18 protein-coding genes are annotated in these 11,269 nt (G+C 40.1%); 8 read left to right on the top strand and 10 right to left on the bottom strand.

The genetic code is table 11. The features are described 5' to 3' along the window. The first annotated feature begins 6 nt into the window (after positions 1 to 6). Both EIZ39_RS14290 and phaC read left to right on the top strand, forming a co-directional pair. Positions 7 to 354, top strand: coding sequence for a hypothetical protein (locus EIZ39_RS14290; RefSeq protein ID WP_129200673.1), 348 nt, complete (start codon positions 7 to 9; stop codon positions 352 to 354). A gap of 20 nt (positions 355 to 374) precedes the next feature. Further along, positions 375 to 1,439: a class III poly(R)-hydroxyalkanoic acid synthase subunit PhaC gene (gene phaC, locus EIZ39_RS14295; RefSeq protein ID WP_129200674.1), complete on the top strand. Its 1,065-nt coding sequence runs from the start codon at positions 375 to 377 to the stop codon at positions 1,437 to 1,439. A gap of 95 nt (positions 1,440 to 1,534) precedes the next feature. On the opposite strand, the gene EIZ39_RS14300 is transcribed toward phaC, so the two are convergent. Further along, positions 1,535 to 2,188 carry an MOSC domain-containing protein gene (locus EIZ39_RS14300; protein ID WP_129200675.1) on the bottom strand — a complete coding sequence of 218 codons (654 nt, stop codon included), beginning with the start codon at positions 2,186 to 2,188 and terminating at the stop codon, positions 1,535 to 1,537. A gap of 207 nt (positions 2,189 to 2,395) precedes the next feature. On the opposite strand from EIZ39_RS14300, the gene EIZ39_RS14305 reads away from it, so the two are divergent. Continuing rightward, the gene (locus tag EIZ39_RS14305; RefSeq protein WP_129200676.1) at positions 2,396 to 2,893 is read left to right on the top strand and encodes a hypothetical protein; all 498 of its coding nucleotides are present in this window, start codon (positions 2,396 to 2,398) and stop codon (positions 2,891 to 2,893) included. On the opposite strand, the gene EIZ39_RS14310 is transcribed toward EIZ39_RS14305, so the two are convergent. Then, on the bottom strand, positions 2,890 to 3,075 hold the full coding sequence (locus EIZ39_RS14310; RefSeq protein WP_129200677.1) for a hypothetical protein: 186 nt from the start codon (positions 3,073 to 3,075) through the stop codon (positions 2,890 to 2,892). The two genes, EIZ39_RS14305 and EIZ39_RS14310, sit on opposite strands and share 4 nt — an antisense overlap. A 150-nt stretch (positions 3,076 to 3,225) precedes the next feature. Here EIZ39_RS14310 and EIZ39_RS26650 point away from each other — a divergent pair, with 150 nt between their 5' ends. Further along, positions 3,226 to 3,381 (top strand): hypothetical protein, encoded by a 156-nt coding sequence (locus tag EIZ39_RS26650; RefSeq protein ID WP_164985100.1) that lies wholly within the window; start codon positions 3,226 to 3,228, stop codon positions 3,379 to 3,381. A 107-nt stretch (positions 3,382 to 3,488) separates the two neighbouring features. Here EIZ39_RS26650 and EIZ39_RS14315 read toward each other — a convergent pair whose 3' ends face one another. Then, the gene (locus EIZ39_RS14315; RefSeq protein WP_129200678.1) at positions 3,489 to 4,460 is read right to left on the bottom strand and encodes a 3'-5' exoribonuclease YhaM family protein; all 972 of its coding nucleotides are present in this window, start codon (positions 4,458 to 4,460) and stop codon (positions 3,489 to 3,491) included. A gap of 247 nt (positions 4,461 to 4,707) precedes the next feature. Between EIZ39_RS14315 and EIZ39_RS14320 the strand changes: the two genes are divergently transcribed. Beyond that, on the top strand, positions 4,708 to 4,917 hold the full coding sequence (locus EIZ39_RS14320) for a glutaredoxin family protein (protein ID WP_129200679.1): 210 nt from the start codon (positions 4,708 to 4,710) through the stop codon (positions 4,915 to 4,917). 25 nt (positions 4,918 to 4,942) lie between these two features. On the opposite strand, the gene EIZ39_RS14325 is transcribed toward EIZ39_RS14320, so the two are convergent. The 3 genes from EIZ39_RS14325 to EIZ39_RS14330 all read right to left on the bottom strand — a co-directional run bounded on the left by EIZ39_RS14325 (position 4,943) and on the right by EIZ39_RS14330 (position 6,099). Continuing rightward, positions 4,943 to 5,128 carry a hypothetical protein gene (locus EIZ39_RS14325; RefSeq protein WP_129200680.1) on the bottom strand — a complete coding sequence of 62 codons (186 nt, stop codon included), beginning with the start codon at positions 5,126 to 5,128 and terminating at the stop codon, positions 4,943 to 4,945. Between the two features lie 125 nt (positions 5,129 to 5,253). Continuing rightward, positions 5,254 to 5,388: a hypothetical protein gene (locus EIZ39_RS27560; protein WP_255433968.1), complete on the bottom strand. Its 135-nt coding sequence runs from the start codon at positions 5,386 to 5,388 to the stop codon at positions 5,254 to 5,256. A gap of 168 nt (positions 5,389 to 5,556) precedes the next feature. Continuing rightward, positions 5,557 to 6,099 carry a ribonuclease H-like YkuK family protein gene (locus EIZ39_RS14330; protein WP_129200681.1) on the bottom strand — a complete coding sequence of 181 codons (543 nt, stop codon included), beginning with the start codon at positions 6,097 to 6,099 and terminating at the stop codon, positions 5,557 to 5,559. A gap of 254 nt (positions 6,100 to 6,353) precedes the next feature. Here EIZ39_RS14330 and EIZ39_RS14335 point away from each other — a divergent pair, with 254 nt between their 5' ends. Continuing rightward, complete coding sequence (locus tag EIZ39_RS14335; protein ID WP_129200682.1) at positions 6,354 to 6,845, top strand: hypothetical protein; 492 nt, start codon at positions 6,354 to 6,356, stop codon at positions 6,843 to 6,845. A 677-nt stretch (positions 6,846 to 7,522) separates the two neighbouring features. On the opposite strand, the gene EIZ39_RS26655 is transcribed toward EIZ39_RS14335, so the two are convergent. Both EIZ39_RS26655 and EIZ39_RS14340 read right to left on the bottom strand, forming a co-directional pair. Then, positions 7,523 to 7,672 carry a hypothetical protein gene (locus EIZ39_RS26655; RefSeq protein WP_164985101.1) on the bottom strand — a complete coding sequence of 50 codons (150 nt, stop codon included), beginning with the start codon at positions 7,670 to 7,672 and terminating at the stop codon, positions 7,523 to 7,525. Positions 7,673 to 7,787: 115 nt separating this feature from the next. After that, positions 7,788 to 8,231: a hypothetical protein gene (locus tag EIZ39_RS14340; protein WP_129200683.1), complete on the bottom strand. Its 444-nt coding sequence runs from the start codon at positions 8,229 to 8,231 to the stop codon at positions 7,788 to 7,790. Between the two features lie 109 nt (positions 8,232 to 8,340). Between EIZ39_RS14340 and EIZ39_RS26660 the strand changes: the two genes are divergently transcribed. After that, the gene (locus EIZ39_RS26660) at positions 8,341 to 8,499 is read left to right on the top strand and encodes a hypothetical protein (RefSeq protein WP_164985102.1); all 159 of its coding nucleotides are present in this window, start codon (positions 8,341 to 8,343) and stop codon (positions 8,497 to 8,499) included. A 153-nt stretch (positions 8,500 to 8,652) separates the two neighbouring features. Continuing rightward, entirely contained in the window at positions 8,653 to 10,458 is a 1,806-nt protein-coding gene (locus tag EIZ39_RS14345; protein WP_129200684.1) for an SgrR family transcriptional regulator, read from the top strand. Between the two features lie 60 nt (positions 10,459 to 10,518). On the opposite strand, the gene EIZ39_RS14350 is transcribed toward EIZ39_RS14345, so the two are convergent. Both EIZ39_RS14350 and EIZ39_RS14355 read right to left on the bottom strand, forming a co-directional pair. Further along, on the bottom strand, positions 10,519 to 10,791 hold the full coding sequence (locus EIZ39_RS14350) for a hypothetical protein (protein ID WP_129200685.1): 273 nt from the start codon (positions 10,789 to 10,791) through the stop codon (positions 10,519 to 10,521). A 148-nt stretch (positions 10,792 to 10,939) separates the two neighbouring features. Further along, on the bottom strand, positions 10,940 to 11,152 hold the full coding sequence (locus EIZ39_RS14355) for a DUF1540 domain-containing protein (RefSeq protein ID WP_129200686.1): 213 nt from the start codon (positions 11,150 to 11,152) through the stop codon (positions 10,940 to 10,942). Positions 11,153 to 11,269 lie beyond the last annotated feature (117 nt).

An 11,269-nucleotide genomic window follows, 5' to 3' on the forward strand; every position in this document is an offset into this window, starting at 1 on the left:
CACGAAGTGGAGCCACAAGTTAATCCTTTTCAACTATGGAAGCAAGTATACGTTTATGCGGAGCAGAATTATAGTGATCTTATCGCAAAAAATATGCAGGAAGAAACTTTTGCTGCTTGGATTGGCGCTAGTCAGCAGTGGTATTTATTTTATCAAGATATGCATAATAAAATGCTCGAGTCCTTTTTTCATACAAACAAGCTTGTAAGCCAAGATGATCTTGCCAGACTTTCCTCCCTCGTTCTACAGATTGAAGAAAAGGTTGATGCCCTCGATGAAAAGGTCGATGACGAGTTGCTGCTAGAGTTAAAGAATATTCGTGAGAGTCTTGTACAGCTCAAGTCAGCAACTTAAACTTTGAGGAGGTAAAAAAGATGGCCGTAGGACCAAGTCTGGATATGGGGAAATGGGAAGAACAATGGAAAAGTCTTAAACGCATCAGTGAAATGCAATTAAAGGAGGGAAAGCCTCAGGTCGGGCTCACTCCTAAAGAAGTCGTTTGGAAAAAAAATAAGGCAAAGCTATATCGCTATGCTCCCTACCAACAGAAGAAGTATTCCGTTCCCCTCCTCCTGATCTATGCTTTAATTAATAAACCTTATATTATGGATCTTGCGCCAGGAAACAGTCTGATTGAGTACTTGGTTGGTCAAGGGTATGATGTCTTTCTGTTAGATTGGGGTGAGTTTGGGTATGAGGATAAGGATTTAGGCTTTGAGGAAATAGTCTATGATTATGTTGCAAAAGCGGTTCGAAAAGTACAAAAGATAAGCAAGTCGGATGAGATATCATTGCTAGGATATTGCATGGGTGGTACGATTACCTCCATGTATGCCGCTCTCCACTCTTCTACTCCTATATGTAATATTATTTTTATGGCCACTCCTATTGACTTCTCCGATGCAGGCTTATTCACGAAGTGGTTAGATGAATCGCATTTCCCAATCGATAAACTTGTAGATACGCTTGGAATCATTCCTCCTGATCTTATTGATTTGGGGAATAAAATGCTTAAACCGATTACCAACTTTTATGGCCCTACCATAAGTCTGTTGGATAAGGCACATGATGAGAAATTTGTGTCCCGATGGCGTTTAATGAACACTTGGGTAAGTGATGGTACACCATTTCCCGGTGAAGCTTACAGACAATGGATAAAAGAGTTCTACCAGAAGAATAAGCTTGTTAAAGGTGAACTTCACTTAAGGGGAAGAGCAGTAGATTTATCGCAAATTAAATCCAATATACTAAATGTAATCGCCAAGCAAGATCATATTGCTCTCCCCTGCCAAAGCCACCCCATTGATCATATCGTTGGTAGTGAAGATGTAACGACCGTTGTTGTAAATGCAGGGCATATATCTTTAGTCTTTGGTAGAAGTGCAACGCGAGATACTTATCCAACGATTCATCATTGGTTAGACACGCGATCGAGATAAAAAAAACCCCTTTTGGTATTTGAAAGTGTTCAAGTACCTAAGAGGGGTTTCTTTCGTTCTAAGGAGTATCAAAACTTTAACAAGGGTGTTCCATTTTAAGAGATGGATTCGAGCTGCTTGCTTAGTTTATCTCTCCATACGCTAGCTAACTCATCAACCTCTAAGATCTGACGAATAGCCGATTCGTTCTTTTTATCATGGAATAGGATCTGGTTTGCAAATAAAACAGTTACTTGCAGAGGATGACGCTGGATAAGGGAGACGGTCGAGTCTTTTCGGATGATTCCACTTTGAAGAACTCGAAAGAAGTACCCCGTAAAGCCGGTTTCGACGATTCTCTGGAGAATGGGTTGAATGCCAGTTCTCTTGGATATCGTTTGGCAAGGAATTCTGCCTTGGGTTATTTGTAGTACGGCTTCACCAACTTGGTAAATGTCACCGATACATGCCTCACTCTCTGTTAATCCTTTAATAGTTAAGTTTTCACCGAAGGCGCAAGGAGGCAAGCTAGTTTGAAATTCCTTTTCCCATTTTCCATAATGCTCGTAAGGATACACGCATACGACACGGTCCGGGCCACCGTGGAAATTCGTATTTGCTACACCGTCTCCTTCACAGCTTTCATCGTTTACGATAATTTGTTCGACCTCATCTTTACAAATCCCCGTATTCATTTCGTTTCCGTTAAAGACCATCTTCCGTGGCATTCCGACTCCTGTGTACACGATTTGTATAGGGTCAATTGACATGATTAAACATCCTTCCATTGAGGTAAACCCAAGGTTCAACACTCCATCTTCTGAATCAATCTAATTTGTAAAATTATACAAGTTTTTCCGGGATAATATCAATAACTTTTTCTAATTTTATTTCTCACCAAGGCATAGCCTTTACTATAAATACCGATCTAGAAGCGCAGAACATTTGAAGGCAACCTATGATTGGGGGGAACTTATATGAAAGCTGTATCGATTAGAACACTTATGGAAGTCGGTCAATTTTTAAATCGGAAAGAAAAAGATTTACAAATCATCTTTAACAAGGAACAGAAGTATCTGTATGAAGAAATGAATATGGTCCGAAATGCCATCCTGCTTGATCTAGGAATCGTAAAGGCAGATGGGAAGCAGGTTGAAATTGTAAATCATGATGCACATAAACAGGTCTCAGGTTTGTATTGGGATATTTGTGAAGGAAAGGAAGATCTGCAAGTTGTCGGAGACCTTGTTCATGAGTGGAGAAAAGCAGATGCCTATTTTGCGGTGAATGGAATTCTCATACAAACAAGCAATCCTACTGAAGTGATTAATATGCTCTTTGATATTAAATACGCCCTACAGTTAAAAAGGAAGAAGATTGGACATCTATTAGCCGATGAGTGCGATTTCTTCCGAGCTGAAAAAAGAATTCTTCATGTGATCCTTGATGAATTAGGAAAAAAGAGATACTTTTAAACTACTTTTTCCTCCTCTAGTTGGACTATTCTTTCGTTTATTAGTTGTACTTTTCGGTAGAGGTTCATACGATATTGCCAATTCAGCTCTTTTTCCATCACTTGTTGTTTAATTTGCTCTTTTAGGTCAACAAGTTGTGTTAGATCGGAAATTAAATGAAGTTCATGGATAAAACTTCGCATAGATCTTGTCTCCCTTTGATAAGGTTCTAAAAATAGGACGTAACAAAACGGATAAATGTTACAAAAATTCGAATCTTTTTTTCTGGAATATTTCTTGGTTGCAACTCGAATAATATCCCTATCTCATTACCATTCTAAAGGAGCCTTAAGATGGAAAAAGGAAAACAAAACCGTAATCTGAGCCCAGTTGAACCTACAATTCAAGTGTTTAAACATGAGGGAGAGCAAGAATGGCAAGAACAGAGGAGTTTGCAGGAGTTATCAGATGAAGAGTATTATGATTTATGGGAAGGCGATCGAGTCTAGATATTTTGGGGAACTCATAGGATAGTTCCCCGAGATTGGACCGATTTTCAGGGCGTCAATTGGGTGCTTTGAAGCCCTGAAAATCATTCGACCGCAATTTGAGAGTATTACCCTCCTACCTTTTCTTGCTCCTCATCCCATGTTAACCTGTAAACTCTGCCCCCCTCTATTGCTCGAAGAGAGGTAATACACTCCTCTGTATTTCCCATAAGAGCATCCTCAACTGCTTGCAGTCGTGAATCCATGAGATCGATCTGGGCAAGGGCTATAGCTTCCGGTAATTGAGGTAGAACGGGACTTCCGTATTCAAGCTTCCCGTGATGACTAAGAACAAGATGCTGCAGGGAAGTTACTACGGGATCATGAGTAGGGATGGAGTATGTAATGGCTGCTTCAGATATCCAGTTGTTAACGATAGAAATATGACCTAATAAGTTTCCTCTTACGGTATATTCGGTAACAATCCCCTGCTCTCCGCCTTCGAATTCTTCCACTTTGCAAAGGTCATGAAGAAGGATTCCTGCCTTCAATAAGTCTTGATTCAAGAAAGGGCGCTGCTTACATAAAAAGTCGGCAATTTCTAACATTCTTACGATGTGGTAGGCAAGTCCAGCATAATAAGCATGGTGTACAGACTTGCCAGCCGGGTAAGACATAAGCTGTTCGCGCACTCTTCCCACACAGAAGTTTACGATTTTCTTCACTTTTGGATGATGAAACTCGGAGATGGTATGCTCAATGATAGCTAGAAGATCAGCAGGTGGAACAGGGGCTGACTTGACAAAGTCTGAGATCGCGTAACCATCCTGGTCACTCGCAGCACGCATGCGTACAACCTTGGCTTGTAGCTTTTCTCTGTATAACGAAACGGTCCCTTGAACTTTGACAATCATCCCCGAGAAATAGGTTTCTTTGTCCATCTCAGATATATCCCAAAACTTTAAGGGGATCTCCCCTGTAGCATCTGCAATAACTAAGTCCAGATAGTGCCTTTGATCTGCTGTTGATTTTAATGTCGCACTCTTAAGAAGGTAAAACCCGGTGAACTCTGTTCGGTCAGACATTTCTTTTATAAGCATTTGAAATTAATCCCTTTCTCTTTTTTAAGAAGTCAGTACTCTACTACTTTATCATGATTTTACTATTTTATCCTGCTAGAGTTTTTATGTTTTCGAAGATAAAATGATAGAAATGGTGGAAATCGTGTTTATTGTTTACTAGTTTCATGTTATCATGTATTTGGTATACAATGAACCTGAGGAGGTAGCGATGATGGAAAAGAAGATCGTAATTTGGAGCTCTTATACCTGACAGGCCTGCACGGATGTGAAGGAGTTCCTTCACCAAAATGGTTTTACTTATGAGAATCGTGATATGAAGAAAGATGACTCTCTTCGAGATATTATTGAAGCAAAGTATGGCACCAGAAAGGCACCTGTTGTTGAGGTGGACAACGAGGTTGTTATTGGTGGTGGGCAGTGGACTGAAGAAAACTGGAAGCAACTGAAAGAACTTCTTCAATTACAAGTACAATAAAACGTACAAGTTTAGGGAGCTTTAGCTAAAGCTCCCTTTCTTCATTTCCGTCTTTCCCTTCTTTATATGTAATTAAAATCATTAAATCCTCTATTCCCCCTGCTGTTGAAATATCAATAATATCTTTATCCCTATTAAGCTCTAACCAACTTCTAAACTCATTTAAGAAACGAAATTTAGCTACATGGATTCGATCCGTTGCTTCGCTCACCTTAACCCCTCCGAAAAGTTAGTCCTACTTCATTACATGTTGCAATGGACGATATTATAACTACATATTGCAAAATGCAAAAAGAAGGTGCCCCTCAGGACACCTTCCTACCTTCACCTTTGAACTTAAAGCTCTGGACAATCTGCAAAAACAATTAAATTCCATTCCTCGGAATCTTCAGCTTCAATTAATCGCCCACAATGTTTGCACTTCATCTTAATAAACGGGGCTTCAAATTCTTGCCATTCGTGACGATTCATATTATCGGCCTCCTTATTCCATAGTATGCATTATTGTGGAAATCTATAATGTGAGCTTTAAATAATTAGATTTATCTAAATATATTGTATAATATGTAAAGGAAATAGTCAAAGGTGATCAGCATGAAGGAGATGGGTCATGACCTCCATGCTGATTTTTGTTTGTCTTTATCCAAGCTTGGTATAATAATTAGCGTAGTGGGAGGCAACAAAGGAATAAGGTTTAATTTTTGCCTCGTATCCAACAGACTCAATAACTTTCATCATTTCATCAACAAAGATGCTTGTTTTGTTTCTTTTTTCCATCCCTATATCTAAATGACATTCTCTAATTAAGCTTGCACCAGGATAAGGAGTGATGATCTTCTTCATTTCTGCTTCTTTGACTTCGTCAAAATAGGCGGCAACATTCTGTGTGAGCTGGGTTTCTTTCGTGATTTTATCTCTTAATCCAAGTTGACCACTTTCTTTTTGTTTTCTGTAACAAGCCCATACCCCTTTGCCCATTCTTTGGATGACTACACCGGTTACAAAGGTCGTATGTTTACGATAAACATGAGAGTCTGTGCCAATCATAAAGCGAAATTCCCCATGCGGATCATGAGACATAAATCGTAGTACACGCTGGAACACATCATCAAGGCTAAGATGTTTTTCTGACGTATTCTGAAAGCTAAAATCATGAACGGTTAAATGCTTTACTAACCTCATATGCACTCACCTTCATTTCTTATGCTTTTTGTAGAAGCAGTATCACTGAACATGAATACACTGTCCTAACGGATAAATGATTAGTTAGCAACGATGTATCTATAATCTAACCTAAACGAAAAACGAATATGAACTCCTTAATTTATCAATCCATTCCTGTTCGTCCGGTTGTCTCCAATCAGCCAACGTCCGTCTCGCCATTTTTTGTATAATGTTTTACAATAAAAAGGTAGACTATAAGTGAGGTGGATAGATTGATAACCCTAAGCTCTTATTGCGATAAGATACAAGTTGCTGAGACGGATGATCAACTGGCAGAATTAAAAGGCATTATCGAAAGTCAAGGTTATGCCTTCGTAAATGAATGGATCATGCAAATGAAGAAAGACATCCAACATGCAACGGAGGAACAGTTAGATGATATCGAACAAACTTTACACAAGGCCGCACAAGTCCTTCCAGAACCGCAAAAATTAAGTCCGCTATGGGAAGGATTATGGTCTGATCTAGACTTCGTCTATAAGACAAAAAAGTCACTTTATCATAAGATTCCTAAAACTGAACAGACCGGTGAATGGCAATTGTTATTCAATAATCCGTTCAGTACAGATGGAGTGGTTATTCATGCAGATCTTTCCTTTGCTGAAGCAACCTATCAATACGCTCAATACCGCAAGGATCTCACAAAAAATGAATACATATCCTTGCAGAAGGTTTGCCGATACATAACGGAATCAGGAGAGTAATGGGATTGTCTCTTTTTACTTATATTACTTTTTTAACGAAGTCAGAACCTTCTCGTCCTGTGTCAATATGAAAAATGTCTCCTTGTTAGATAAGCTTTTTTACAGGGGGCAAAATACCAATCACAAGTCATTTTGAGCGTCGATTCGCCCATCGAATCACGCTTTTCTTTTGTTCTTTACAAGGTAAGTCGAAAACAAACTGTCCGATTATAAGCCTTATTCGGACGGGGAAAGGCCAAGAAAGCGCAATCGAGTCAGAATTCGAGGCTTATTCGGACAGGATAAGGCCCAAAAAACACGATCGAGTCGGAATGCAAGTCTTATTCGGACAGGGCAAGCCCCACCCAGCTCAATCGAGTCAGAATTCGAGGCTTATTCGGACAGGATAAGGCCCAAAAACACGATCGAGTCGGAATGCAAGCCTCATTCGGACAGGGCAAGGTGCCAAAAGCACGATCGAGTCCGAATGCAAGCCTTATTCAGACAGGGCAAGCCTAAAAAAGCCCGAGTCTGTCCGAATGTAAGCCTATCCCACTATCGTGATTCCGATAGCCACAACAAGACAAACAAAAAGGGCTTCATCATCAACATAACAGTTGACAGAAGCCCTTCTTCTTTTGTTTTGATGTTGTATCAAAAAGGCGTTACTTATAGAACACACTCTTTCATCTTGAGGGTTATTCTTTCGTCCAACCCGAGTACACGGCATCTAGGTCTTCATAAGTGACCGTAATCGAAGCCTTCTTCACTTCCCTTAACAATGCAGATATCACATCTTCTTCCCCGTATTCTTCTAACAGCGCTTTCATCTTATCGTTAAGTTTCATGTTATTCCCCTCCGCACGGTTTCTTTTGAATTGTATGTATATTTTATCATATTCAAAATGTTATTGTTACTGGAAGATATATACAAAAAGAAAAAGCAGGATAGTCTCCTGCTTTTCACCTGTGCCTTTCTTGTCTTCTTGTCCAAAGACGGCGTATGAGCATAAATATTACAGCGATCACTAAAATATCTATCAGTAACCCTAGGAATGAAAAATGCCCTATTCCTCCGAATAAAGATCCAAATAGCATGCTGCCAAGAAATGCCCCTGCCATAAATCCACCTATTCCCCCAAAGAATCCGCCTGCTCTTCTTGGTGCGTCGTATCTAGCCGGAGGAGTAGCTGGCCTTGTCGGAGCTTGATAGCCTGGTGTGGGACGATATGCTCTTCTACCGGAACGGTATCGAGCGATTTCTGCAGAGGAGTCATCTTCTCCTTGCAAAACAACTTGCCTTTCTGCTTGGTATGATTCGTGGACCTCAGCACTAACCTGTGAATAGGACATTGAGGCTAGGAGAAAGAAAATCGTGAGTAGGCCTTTCCACCAATTGGTCATCATGATCCTCCCATATTTATGGCTTTCTTTTAGGATTAGGTTGTCCTAAGGATTGGATGGGTATGAAGGAAAGACATAGGGCATGATAACCTATAGAAAGGTGGAATGAACGATGGATGAACAAGACAAGGAACTCATACATTCCGAGATTGGCAGACGAGTCATTCAATCGAGTCTCTTTGAGGAACATGTTGCAAAGACCGAAGCCATCAATCAGAATCCTACAGTAGGCGAGAAAAATGATCGAATGGAAAAGAACCCTAAAATTTAAGTAGTTAATCTAAGAGGGTGTCCCTAGAAGTCTGTTGTACAGACCTTTTGGGCCACCCATTTATTATGTATTACCTTGGAACAAAAGTTTCGACTGGTAATAATTAACCAAAGGTTGTAGATTAAGAGGGTGTAGATTTTAAGAGGAAACGTGGTGGTTATTATCCAACTCCTATATCATTATTACGCCTTACGAAAAGCCTTCCCTTCTATTCCCAACGAACAGGAAATGGAAATCACCATTGACGAGTTAGGAAACATTCTGTGTTGTTCACGCCGGAATGTAAACTTTATACTCAAACAAATGCAACAGGAAAAGTGGATTGAATGGAAGGCAGGTCGTGGAAGAGGACATCATTCTTCAATCTCTTATTTAGCGGATGTAGAACAGTTACTTCTCCACACCGCTAAAGACATGGTCCGAAAGGGAGATATCGGTCAAGCTTTGGCCTTGTTCAATGAATATCCTATTAATCCTGTTTCAAAGACTTCATTTATGGATTGGCTCAACAGTCAAATGGGATTTTACTTTGAAGATCAACAACAGTTGAGAAAAGATATTCTTAAATTCCCCTTTTATAGGCCGTTACCTGCCCTTGATCCAGCCTTGATTAATCGAAGCACGGAAGTTCACATGGTTGGACAAATTTTTGATACATTGGTAAAGTATCACCGGGAATCAGATGCTTTTCACCCACACCTTTCCCATTATTGGGAGATCGACGACTCCGGACGAATTTGGACTTTTTATCTACGTAAGGGCGTTTACTTTCACCATGGTAAAGAAATGATGGCGGTAGACGTTCAATTTTCAATCAACAGACTTAGAAATAAAGAGCTAAGGTCCCCTTCTCAATGGATGTTCGAATCCATTAAGGAGATTAATATTATTAGTGATCGTGCAGTTCAAATCGTCCATGATAAACCTAATCTTCTCTTCTTATATGCCTTAAGTTCGGAACGCGCCTCCATTTTACCCTCTGATGCAGTGGAAGGAAATGATGATTTTCGACGTTTACCGATAGGAACAGGTCCTTTTAAACTTGTTCGAAATGATCATAGTATGTTTGTTCTAGAAGCGTTCCCTAACTACTTTAAAGGTAGGGCACATTTAGATGTGATTGAAGTCTGGATCATTCCGGATTCTGTCTTTTATGAAGTAAGCGACTTAGAAGCCCAGCACATGAAGTTTACCCCTTTTCAACCTAATGAAAAAGGAACTGATTATCGTGGTGTTGACAAGGTAGAGATCGGTTGTCATTATCTCACGTTTAATCTAAGTAAAGAAAATATCCTGCAAAACTCTGATTTTAGGAAAGCGATTCACCTTCTGCTCGATCGTAAGAGGATGGTACAAGAATTAGGTGGACACCGTTTTTCTCCAGCTTGTAGCTTATTCCCTAATAAAAGCAGGCTCTATTACATCAATTCCTCTGACGTGTATGAGGCTAAGCGACTACTGGCCAATTCGGATTACCAGGGAGAGAAGCTTCAGCTTTATACGTATAGTGTGGCCAAAAATAAGACAGATGCAGAATGGATTCGTGAAGTATGTGCGCAAATGGGTATAACGATTGAAGTCACGAGCTTCGAAATTAGTGAATTAAGCCAACCTCATGTTACGGCTGAGGCAGATATGATACTTGGCGGTGTAGTTTCAGAAGAAAATTTAGAATTCTTTTTATTGGACTTTTTTAGATCTTCTCATAGCTTCCTATACAATCATGCAGGTTACATGCAGCCTCATATTGACCAACAAGTGTCAGGTTTATTAAATGAGCCGTCTAGAGAAAAACGGATGATAAAATTATTGCAGCTCGAAAACGATCTAAGGGATGAGTACGCTGTATTATTCCTCTATCATGCAAGGCAGAGCAGCACGTTTCATACCTCACTTAAAGGCGTATCCCTCAATTCCTTGGGTTGGGTGGATTATCGCGAGCTGTGGTTTGCACCCTAATAGGAGAACGCTAAGAAGGGGCACCTTGCAAGCGCAAGCCCCTTCTCCTTCTTACCCTTCTTACGCGTCCTTAGCCGCTCCGTCTAGACTTTCTTGCCAACATGAGGCAATAAAATTCACAAACTCATCCGCATTAGGATACATATCTTTTAAATCTTTTAATGTGCATCTAATATGGGCCTGGTTTCCAGGCAACTGAATAATGAATAGGAACCCTTCCTCCTCTAGGCTGAATCCTACGGGCAACAACAGCTTCTCAGCTAGGCCCTCTTGAATCGTCTTTCCTATTTCTTCTTTGCTCTCGTACATGATCCATGGTTTAGTCGTTGTCATATCTATTAGCCCCTTCCTCCATATAGCATCCAGCCAGGGAGAGTATGTACCTAGTGTTGAATGTACTACATGTTAGCGATAAAAGAAAGAGGGTTGCCTCATACAGATCGCTTTTAAGCGACGCGTTGAGTCACCCCTCATGTAAGAACTATTTTTTAGGTCTAAAGGTACGACAACATGTAGCAGCGGAATCGTTAGCTTGGTCTTGATGATCCGTATCAATTCCTAATTCACTAGCCATTTCTGCATTATATTGTGCGTGCTGGTCGATGTCGACCATAATAGCAGGGGCATTGCAGTTATTTCCTTTACCCCAAAAGGAACAGTTGGAAACAGAACACTTAACCTCAATGTTTGGCATGATGTTCACCTCCAATCTTAGTATGAATCAACAAGGTATCTTTCATGATAAAAAAGACAAGAAAATGAAACCAATTATGAGCTAAAACGTATTGGATATAATAGAAATAGAGGCTAA

The sequence above is a fragment of the Ammoniphilus sp. CFH 90114 genome, from assembly GCF_004123195.1.
Taxonomy (GTDB): domain Bacteria; phylum Bacillota; class Bacilli; order Aneurinibacillales; family RAOX-1; genus YIM-78166.

What these genes read in the sequence shown, in the direction of transcription:
- phaC (WP_129200674.1), top strand. Translation starts at nt 375, where the DNA reads ATGGCCGTAGGACCAAGTCTGGATATGGGGAAATGGGAAGAACAATGG.
- EIZ39_RS14300 (WP_129200675.1), bottom strand. Translation starts at nt 2,188, where the DNA reads ATGTCAATTGACCCTATACAAATCGTGTACACAGGAGTCGGAATGCCA.
- EIZ39_RS14305 (WP_129200676.1), top strand. Translation starts at nt 2,396, where the DNA reads ATGAAAGCTGTATCGATTAGAACACTTATGGAAGTCGGTCAATTTTTA.
- EIZ39_RS14310 (WP_129200677.1), bottom strand. Translation starts at nt 3,075, where the DNA reads ATGCGAAGTTTTATCCATGAACTTCATTTAATTTCCGATCTAACACAA.
- EIZ39_RS26650 (WP_164985100.1), top strand. Translation starts at nt 3,226, where the DNA reads ATGGAAAAAGGAAAACAAAACCGTAATCTGAGCCCAGTTGAACCTACA.
- EIZ39_RS14315 (WP_129200678.1), bottom strand. Translation starts at nt 4,460, where the DNA reads ATGCTTATAAAAGAAATGTCTGACCGAACAGAGTTCACCGGGTTTTAC.
- EIZ39_RS27560 (WP_255433968.1), bottom strand. Translation starts at nt 5,388, where the DNA reads ATGAATCGTCACGAATGGCAAGAATTTGAAGCCCCGTTTATTAAGATG.
- EIZ39_RS14330 (WP_129200681.1), bottom strand. Translation starts at nt 6,099, where the DNA reads ATGAGGTTAGTAAAGCATTTAACCGTTCATGATTTTAGCTTTCAGAAT.
- EIZ39_RS26655 (WP_164985101.1), bottom strand. Translation starts at nt 7,672, where the DNA reads ATGAAACTTAACGATAAGATGAAAGCGCTGTTAGAAGAATACGGGGAA.
- EIZ39_RS14340 (WP_129200683.1), bottom strand. Translation starts at nt 8,231, where the DNA reads ATGATGACCAATTGGTGGAAAGGCCTACTCACGATTTTCTTTCTCCTA.
- EIZ39_RS26660 (WP_164985102.1), top strand. Translation starts at nt 8,341, where the DNA reads ATGGATGAACAAGACAAGGAACTCATACATTCCGAGATTGGCAGACGA.
- EIZ39_RS14350 (WP_129200685.1), bottom strand. Translation starts at nt 10,791, where the DNA reads ATGACAACGACTAAACCATGGATCATGTACGAGAGCAAAGAAGAAATA.
- EIZ39_RS14355 (WP_129200686.1), bottom strand. Translation starts at nt 11,152, where the DNA reads ATGCCAAACATTGAGGTTAAGTGTTCTGTTTCCAACTGTTCCTTTTGG.